This window comes from Streptomyces sp. NPDC005794, assembly GCF_042871445.1.
GTDB lineage: Bacteria > Actinomycetota > Actinomycetes > Streptomycetales > Streptomycetaceae > Streptomyces.
Genome location: NZ_JBIAIN010000028.1, coordinates 89,891 through 98,547, shown reverse-complemented (window position 1 = coordinate 98,547; position 8,657 = coordinate 89,891). Strand labels below are relative to the sequence as shown.

5 protein-coding genes are annotated in these 8,657 nt (G+C 69.7%); 4 read left to right on the top strand and 1 reads right to left on the bottom strand.

Annotation, left to right across the window (positions count from 1 at the left end; genetic code table 11):
- Window positions 1-181: 181 nt before the first annotated feature.
- Window positions 182-3,727 carry a DNA polymerase III subunit alpha gene (gene dnaE / locus ACFYQ5_RS33015; RefSeq protein ID WP_389202964.1) on the bottom strand — a complete coding sequence of 1,182 codons (3,546 nt, stop codon included), beginning with the start codon at window positions 3,725-3,727 and terminating at the stop codon, window positions 182-184.
- A 169-nt stretch (window positions 3,728-3,896) separates the two neighbouring features.
- Here dnaE and ACFYQ5_RS33010 point away from each other — a divergent pair, with 169 nt between their 5' ends.
- From ACFYQ5_RS33010 to ACFYQ5_RS32995, 4 genes are all read left to right on the top strand, one after another.
- Entirely contained in the window at window positions 3,897-5,222 is a 1,326-nt protein-coding gene (locus tag ACFYQ5_RS33010; protein WP_389202963.1) for a DUF2252 domain-containing protein, read from the top strand.
- A 55-nt stretch (window positions 5,223-5,277) separates the two neighbouring features.
- A complete protein-coding gene (locus tag ACFYQ5_RS33005) occupies window positions 5,278-6,003 on the top strand; it encodes a hypothetical protein (RefSeq protein ID WP_389202961.1) in 726 nt (241 codons plus the stop codon).
- Window positions 6,004-6,052: 49 nt separating this feature from the next.
- Window positions 6,053-6,868 carry a DsbA family protein gene (locus tag ACFYQ5_RS33000; protein WP_389202960.1) on the top strand — a complete coding sequence of 272 codons (816 nt, stop codon included), beginning with the start codon at window positions 6,053-6,055 and terminating at the stop codon, window positions 6,866-6,868.
- Window positions 6,869-6,991: 123 nt separating this feature from the next.
- Window positions 6,992-8,656 carry an alkaline phosphatase D family protein gene (locus ACFYQ5_RS32995; protein WP_389202959.1) on the top strand — a complete coding sequence of 555 codons (1,665 nt, stop codon included), beginning with the start codon at window positions 6,992-6,994 and terminating at the stop codon, window positions 8,654-8,656.
- Window position 8,657 lies beyond the last annotated feature (1 nt).

Below are 8,657 nucleotides of genomic sequence, written 5' to 3'. Positions count from 1 at the left end.
TCCCCCCCCACCGCCTGCCCCCACCCCCCCCCCACCCGATCCGGAACCCTCGTCACCACCGCCCCCCCCCCCCCCCCCCCCCCACCCCCCCCCCCCCCGCCCCCCCCCCCCCCCCCCGGGGGGGGGGGCCCCCCCCCCGCGGGGGGGCCCCCCCCCTCTCGCGGGTGTGCGGTGACGGCCGTCAGCCGGCCAGGCAGGACGGACCGAGCAGCACCTTCAGGTCGCCGAAGAGGGCGGGGTCCGGCTTGACGCGGTGCCGGTCGAGCCGGAGCACGGTGGTCTTGCGGGGGCCCTGGAGCCTGATGCGGACCTCGGTGTCGCCCCGGTGGTTGCTGAGGACCTCGCCGAGCCGGCTGACCATGGGCGGGGTGACCCTCACCGTGGGGATCGTCAGGACGACGGGTGCGTTGGACCCGGCGTTGGAGATGTCGGGGACCTGCATCTCCATGGCGACCAGGCGCGGCACGTCCTCGCGCTTGTCGAGGCGTCCCTTGACGAAGACGACGGTGTCCTCGACGAGCTGGGTGGAGACCAGCTGATAGGTCGCGGGGAAGAACATGCACTCGATGGAGCCCGCGAGGTCCTCCACGGTCGCGATGGCCCAGGCGTTGCCCTGCTTGGTCATCTTGCGCTGGAGGCCGGAGATGATCCCTCCCACGGTGACGATCGCGCCGTCGGAGTGCTCACCGCCGGTGAGCTGCGAGATCGCCGCGTCCGACTTGTCGGACAGGACGTGCTCCAGACCGAAGAGCGGGTGGTCGGAGACGTACAGGCCGAGCATCTCGCGCTCCTGCGCGAGCAGGTAGGACTTCTCCCACTCGATGTCGGAGAACTCCACGTCCAGCCCGAAGCCCGGCTCGGAGGCGCCGTCGTCCGCGTCGCCCATGCCGCCGAAGAGGTCGAACTGCCCCTCGGCCTCCTTGCGCTTGACCTGCACCACGTTGTCGATCATCGGCTCGTGGTGGGCGACGAGTCCCTTGCGGGTGTGTCCCATCTCGTCGAAGGCCCCGGCCTTGATGAGCGATTCGACGGTGCGCTTGTTGCAGACGACCGCTTCGACCTTGTCGAGGAAGTCGGGGAACGTGGAGTACTTCCCCTTCGCCTTGCGGCACCTGATGATCGAGTCGACCACGTTCTGCCCGACGTTGCGTACGGCCGTCAACCCGAAGAGGATCACGTCGTCACCCTGGGCGGCGAAGTTCGACTCGGACTCGTTGACGTTCGGCGGGAGCACCTTGATGCCCATGCGCCGGCACTCGTTGAGGTAGACCGCGGACTTGTCCTTGTCGTCCTTGACGGAGGTCAGCAGGGCCGCCATGTACTCGGCGGGGTAGTTCGCCTTGAGGTAGGCGGTCCAGTAGGTGACCAGGCCGTACGCCGAGGAGTGCGCCTTGTTGAACGCGTAGCCGGCGAAGGGCACCAGGACGTCCCACAGGGCCTTGATCGCCGCGTCGGAGAAGCCGTTCTTCTTGGCGCCGGCCTCGAAGAGGACGAAGTTCTTCGCCAGCTCGTCGGCCTTCTTCTTACCCATCACGCGGCGCAGGATGTCGGCCTCGCCGAGCGAGTAGCCGGCGACGATCTGGGCGGCCTTCTGCACCTGCTCCTGATAGACGATCAGGCCGTAGGTGAGCCCGAGGACCTCCTTGAGGGGCTCCTCCAGCTCCGGGTGGATCGGGGTGATCTCCTGCCGGGCGTTCTTGCGCTCGGCGTAGTTCGTGTGCGAGTTCATGCCCATCGGGCCCGGCCGGTAGAGGGCCGAGACGGCGGAGATGTCCTCGAAGTTGTCGGGCTGCATCTGGCGCAGCAGCGAGCGCATGGGACCGCCGTCGAACTGGAACACCCCGAGCGTGTCACCGCGGCAGAGCAGCTCGTACGTCTTGGGGTCGTCCAGCGGCAGGGAGAGCATCTCCAGGTCGACGCCCTTGTTGGCCTTCACCATCTTGATGGCGTCGTCCATGATCGTCAGGTTGCGCAGGCCCAGGAAGTCCATCTTGAGCAGGCCGAGCGACTCGCACTGGGGGTAGTCCCACTGCGTGATGGTCACACCGTCGGTGTGCCGCACCCAGATCGGCGCGTGGTCGACGATCGGCTCGCTGGACATGATCACGCCGGCCGCGTGCACACCCATCTGCCGGACCAGGCCCTCCACGCCCTTCGCGGTGTCGATGACCTTCTGGACGTCCGGCTCGTTCTCGTACATCCCCCGGATCTCGCCCGCCTCGCTGTAGCGGGGGTGCTTCGGGTCGGTGATGCCGTTGAGGTCGATGCCCTTGCCGAGGACGTCGGCGGGCATGGCCTTGGTCAGGCGGTCGCCCATGGCGTACGGGTAGCCCAGGACGCGCGCGGAGTCCTTGATCGCGTTCTTGGCCTTGATCTTGCCGTAGGTGCCGATCATGGCGACCTTGTCGGCGCCGTACTTCTCGGTGACGTACCGGATCACCTCGACGCGCCGGCGCTCGTCGAAGTCGATGTCGACGTCGGGCATGGACACGCGCTCGGGGTTGAGGAAGCGCTCGAAGATCAGCCCGTGGGTAATCGGGTCGAGGTCGGTGATGCCCATGGCGTACGCGACGATCGAGCCGGCGGCGGAACCACGGCCGGGGCCCACCGCGATGCCGTTGTTCTTGGCCCACATGATGAAGTCGGCGACGACGAGGAAGTACCCCGGGAACCCCATCTGGATGATGATGTCCATCTCGTACTCGGCCTGCTTCTGCCGGTCCTCGGGGACACCTCCGGGATAGCGGCGGCCCATGCCGACCCGGACCTCCTCCTGGAACCAGGTGATCTCGGTGAAGCCCTCCGGGATGTCGAACTTCGGCATCAGGTCGCGCTTCTCGAACATGCCGGTGGTGTCGATCTGCTGCGCGACCAGGAGGGTGTTGGCGCAGCCCTGCTGCCAGGCGTCGGAGGAGTCGACGCCGTACATCTCGTCCGTCGTCTTGAGGTAGTAGCCCGTGCCGTCGAAGCGGAAGCGGTCGGGGTCGGAGAGGTTCTTGCCGGTCTGGATGCAGAGCAGGGCGTCGTGCGCGGTCGCCTCGTTGGCGTACGTGTAGTGCGAGTCGTTCGTCACGAGCGGCGGGATGTCCAGCTTCCGGCCGATCTCCAGGAGCCCGTCGCGGACCCGGCGCTCGATCTCGATGCCGTGGTCCATCAGCTCCAGGAAGTACTTGCCCTCACCGAAGATGTCCTTGTAGTCGGAGGCCGCCTGGACCGCCTCGTCGAACTGCCCGAGCCGCAGCCGGGTCTGCACCTCGCCGGAGGGGCACCCGGTGGAGGCGATGAGGCCCTCGGACCACTGGGAGATGGTCTCCTTGTCCATGCGCGGCCACTTCTGCAGCCAGCCCTCGGCGTACGCGTCCGAGGAGAGCTTGAAGAGGTTGTGCAGTCCGGTGCTGTTGGCCGCCCAGATGGTCTTGTGCGTGTAACCACCGGAGCCCGAGACGTCGTCCCGCTTCTGGTGCGGCTGGCCCCACTGGATCTTGCGCTTGTGCTTGCGCGACTCGGGGGCGACGTACGCCTCGATCCCGATGATCGGCGTCACCCCGGCCTTCTGGGCCGAGTGGAAGAAGTCGTACGCCCCGTGGAGGTTGCCGTGGTCGGTCATCGCGATGTGCGACATGCCCATGCTGTTGCACGCCTCGAACATGTCCTTGAGCCGCGCGGCACCGTCCAGCAGCGAGTACTGGGTGTGGACGTGCAGGTGCGTGAATGGCGGCTTGCTCACGGCGCTGTGCCTCCGGAAGAACTCGGGATGACGGCTTGGGGGGACAGCGTGGAAGTCTACGTCTCCGGGATGACAGGCGACGGGCACTCCGGGGTACGGTCGCGCGTTGGAAGACCGGGGACGCCCGTCCCTTTTGTCATGAACGCCATGTACCAGGAGGCACTCAGCGATGTCGGACACGCAGACCGGCGCAGAGCGGCGCGGGGAGCAGATTCTCGCCGTATTCGACACCGCGTTCGGGCAGCTCCTCGCCGCCGACCCCGCAGCCTTCCGGGTCAAGTTCCGCAAGATGGCGGGCTCGGCCTTCGCGTTCTACCGGGGCTCCGCCGGCTTGTTCTACGCCGACCTGGACCGCGAGCAGCACAACGGCGCCTATCTGGACGAGCGCACGAGCCGGGTGTGGATCCACGGCGACCTGCACGCCGAGAACTTCGGCACCTACCTGGACGCCAACGGCCGTCTCGTGTTCAACGTCAATGACTTCGACGAGGCCTATGTGGGCCCCTTCACCTGGGACCTCAAGCGCTTCGCCGCCTCCGTCGCCCTGATCGGTTACGCGAAGGCGCTGGGCGACGACCAGATCACCGAGCTCGTCCGGGTCTACGCCGCCGCGTACCGGGAGCGGATCCACGCCCTGGCGACGGGCGCCAAGAACGACGAGGTGCCGCCCTTCACCCTGGACACCGCCGAGGGCCCGCTGCTCGGCGCGCTGCGCGACGCCCGCGCGCTGACCCGGTTCGGCCTGCTGGACTCGATGACGGAGATCCGGGACTTCGAGCGCCGGTTCACCGCCGACGGCGGAGCGATCGACCTGGACGCGGCGACGCGCTACAAGGTGCTCGCGGCGTTCGACGGCTATCTGGAGACACTGCCGGAGTCGAGCCTCACACGGCCCGATTCCTACCGGGTGAAGGACGTTGTCGGCCGCCGGGGCATCGGCATCGGGTCGGCCGGCCTGCCCTCGTACAACATCCTTCTGGAGGGCAACAGCGACGCCCTGGAGAACGATGTGGTGATCTACCTCAAGCAGGCGCAGACCCCGGCCGTGTCCCGGCACATCACCGACGCCGCCGTGCGGGACTACTTCCAGCACGAGGGGCACCGCACGGTGATCTCCCAGCGCGCGCTCCAGGCGCACGCCGACCCGTGGCTGGGCTGGACCGAGCTGGACGGCTCCGGTCAGCTGGTCGCCGAGGTCTCTCCGTACGCGGTCGATCTGGACTGGTCCGACATCGACGAGCCGGAGGAGATCGCGGCGGTGGTCGCCGATCTCGGCCGGGCCACGGCGACGATGCACTCGGCGGCGGACGACGAGAGCGGGCACTCGCTGGTGCCGTTCTCCACGGAGCGCGCGATCGACGCGGCCATCGCCGCCGACGAGGAGGGCTTCGCCGGGCTGCTGGTGGACTTCGCGCACAGCTACGGCGCGCGGGCCAGGGCCGACCACCAGATCTTCGTCGACCTCTTCCGCAACGGCCGCATCCCGGGCCTGTAGACCCGGGTACACCCTTAGCGGGTACTTACAGGAACACATGGCACACTCGGCGGCGATGGACGTATCAGGGACACGGATCAGAGCGGTACGCGCGGCGCTGTTCACCGCGCTCGTCGTCACGCTCTCGTCCGCGTCCCATGTGCTGCTCTCCCGGGTCCCGCTGCCGGTCACCGCTGTCGCGCTGCTGGCCGGGGCCGTCTTCGCCGTGGCGTTCGCGCTGGCGGGCCGGGAGCGCGGTTTCGGGGCGATCGCCGGGCTGCTGGTTCCCCTGGAGCTGGCCGCCGACACGGTGTTCACCACCGGCCAGCACCTCTGTTACGGGGCGGCGGGCGGGCCGATCGCGGGCCCACTGCGCTCCGTGGGCGTCCATGTGCTCTGCGGCGGCGAGGCCGTCCGCGGTGCGGACGGGCTCGCCGGTGTGGCCTCGGTCGGCACACCGCTGGCCGGGGTGACCGGCGAGGGCGACCACGCCGCCGCTCTGCTGGTCTCGCCGGGACCCGCGGTCCCGTGGCTGCTGCTGGCCGCGCACGTGACGGTCGGGCTGCTGGCCGCCGCCTGGCTGCGGCGGGGCGAGTCGGCACTCGCGGGGCTGCTGCGCGCGGCGGCCGCCGTCGCCTTCCGTCCGCTGCTCACCGCGGTCGCCGTGGTGGGTACGGCGGGGCGTCGCGTACCGGCCGGTTCCCGGCGCACCGGGCGCCCGCACCCGCTCGCCCCTGCCCGCTTCCTGGTTCACTCCGTGGGACGGAGGGGCCCGCCGCGCTCGGCCTTCACCCCTGCCTGAGTACGCGGTAAGCCCTTTCGAGCCACCCCCACTTCTACGGAGCACCCTCATGAGCAAGCGCAACAGCCAGGCCAACAAGTCCGCCGCCCGCGAGCGGCTGCGCGAGGAGCGCGAGCGCCAGGCCAAGAAGGACAAGGCACGCAAGCAGATCGTCGTCGGCGTCTCGGTCGTCGCGGTTCTCGCGGTCGCCGGCGCCGTCGGCTACGGCGTGATGCAGCTGAACAAGCCCTCCGCCTGGGAGGCCGCGGCGGACGCGAAGAACGTCACCGCCCCCAAGAACACCTCGGGCGACGACGGCACGACCGTCGTGATCGGCGAGTCGAGCGCGAAGAAGACCCTGGAGCTGTACGAGGACTCGCGCTGCCCGGTCTGCGCCACGTTTGAGCAGACGATCGGCGAGACCGTGGCCAAGGACGTCGACGCCGGCAAGTACAAGATCAAGTACGTCGGCGCGACGTTCATCGACAACGCGGACAGCGGCGAGGGCTCGAAGAACGCGCTGAGCGCGCTGGGCGCGGCGCTGAACGTGAGCCCCGACGCGTTCCTTGAGTACAAGACCGCGCTGTACTCCGCGAAGTACCACCCCGAGGAGACGAGCGACAAGTTCGCCAAGGACAGCTACCTGATCGAGGTGGCGGACTCGGTGGACGCGCTGAAGGGCAACAAGGCGTTCCAGAAGGACCTCGAGGATGGCACGTACGACGCCTGGGCGATCAAGATGTCCAAGGCGTTCGACAAGAGCGGGGTCCAGGGCACCCCGACCCTCAAGATGGACGGCAAGAAGCTCACCGCCGAGGGCAGCGAGAACGCGCCCATGACGGTGGCCGACTTCAACACGGCGGTCACCAAGGCGCTGAAGGGCTGACCGGAGAACCGGCGGCACGGCGGGGACCACCGATGTGACTCCGGGTGTCATCCGGCCAACAGGCGGGCGAACTTCCTTTGTTCGCCCGCCTGTTGGCTCTACCCGTCAGTAGGGTGATCGTCCGTGACCAGACGACACCTCTCCGCCGCACCCAGCCGCCGCACGGTCGTCAAGGCCGTTGCCGCCACCGCGGTCGCCGCCCCCGCGCTCACCGCCACCGGCGCCCGCGCCGCCGGCGGTCCCGCCTTCCTGCACGGCGTGGCCTCGGGCGACCCCCTGCCCGACGGCGTGCTCCTGTGGACCCGCGTCACCCCTTCCCCGGACGCCGTGCCCGGCTCGGGCCTCGGCGCGCATACGCCGGTGGTCTGGGAGATGGCCGAGGACATGGCCTTCTCCCGGGTCGCCGCCCGGGGCACGGCCGTCGCGCGGGCCGACGCCGACCACACCGTCAAGGCCGATGTCCGGGGGCTGCGCCCGGCGACGACGTACTGGTTCCGCTTCACGGCGGCACCCGCCGTGCCGGAGGGCGGGCACGGCGTCCTCTCCCCCGTCGGCCGCACCCGCACGGCGCCCGCCGCCGGCGCGGCCGTCCCCGGCATCCGCTTCGGCGTGGTGTCCTGCGCCAACTGGGAGGCCGGCTGGTTCTCCCCGTACCGCCATCTCGCGGCCCGTGCCGATCTGGACGCCGTCCTGCACCTGGGCGACTACATCTACGAGTACGCGTCGGGCGATTACCCGACCCAGGACACCGTCGTACGCCCCCACGCCCCGCTCCACGAGATACGCACCCTCGCCGACTACCGCCTCCGGCACGCCACGTACAAGACGGACGCCGACCTCCAGGCGCTGCACGCGGCCCATCCGGTGATCGCGATCTGGGACGACCACGAGTTCGCCAACGACGCCTGGTCGGGGGGAGCCGAGAACCACACCCCCGGCACGGAGGGCGCCTGGGCCGACCGGGTGGCCGCCGCGAAGCGGGCGTACTTCGAGTGGATGCCGGTCCGGGCCTCCACCGAGGGCACCGTCCACCGGCGTCTGAGCTTCGGCGGCCTGGCCGAGCTCCACCTGCTCGACCTGCGCAGCTTCCGGTCCGAGCAGGCGTCGACCGGCGACGGCGCGGTCGACGACCCGGAGCGTTCGATCACCGGGCGGGCGCAGCTGGACTGGCTGAAGTCCGGGCTGACCGCGTCGGACGCCCGCTGGAAGCTGGTCGGCACCTCGGTGATGATCTCGCCGGTCGCCTTCGGGGCGCTGCCGGCCCATCTGCTGGCCCCGCTCGCGGAGCTGCTGGGGCTGCCGGCGGAGGGGCTGGCGGTCAACGTCGACCAGTGGGACGGCTACACGGACGACCGCGCGGAGCTGATCTCCCATCTGCGGGACCACGCCGTCACCGACACGGTCTTCCTGACCGGGGACATCCACATGGCGTGGGCCAACGACGTGCCCGTGAAGGCGGCGACGTATCCGCTGTCCGCGTCGGCGGCCACGGAGTTCGTGGTGACGTCGGTCACCTCGGACAACCTGGACGACATCCTGCGGGTCGCTCCCCAGACCGTCTCCGTGGCGGCGGCGACAGCGGTCAGGGCCGCCAACCGTCATGTGAAGTGGGTCGACATGGACGCGCACGGCTACGGCGTTCTCGACGTGACGGCGGAGCGCTCGCAGATGGACTACTACGTGGTCTCCGACAAGACGAGCAAGGAGGCGACGGCTTCCTGGGTCCGCTCGTACCGCACGCGCAGCGGCACCCAGAAGACCGAGCGGGCCGACGCCCCGGTGCGCTGAC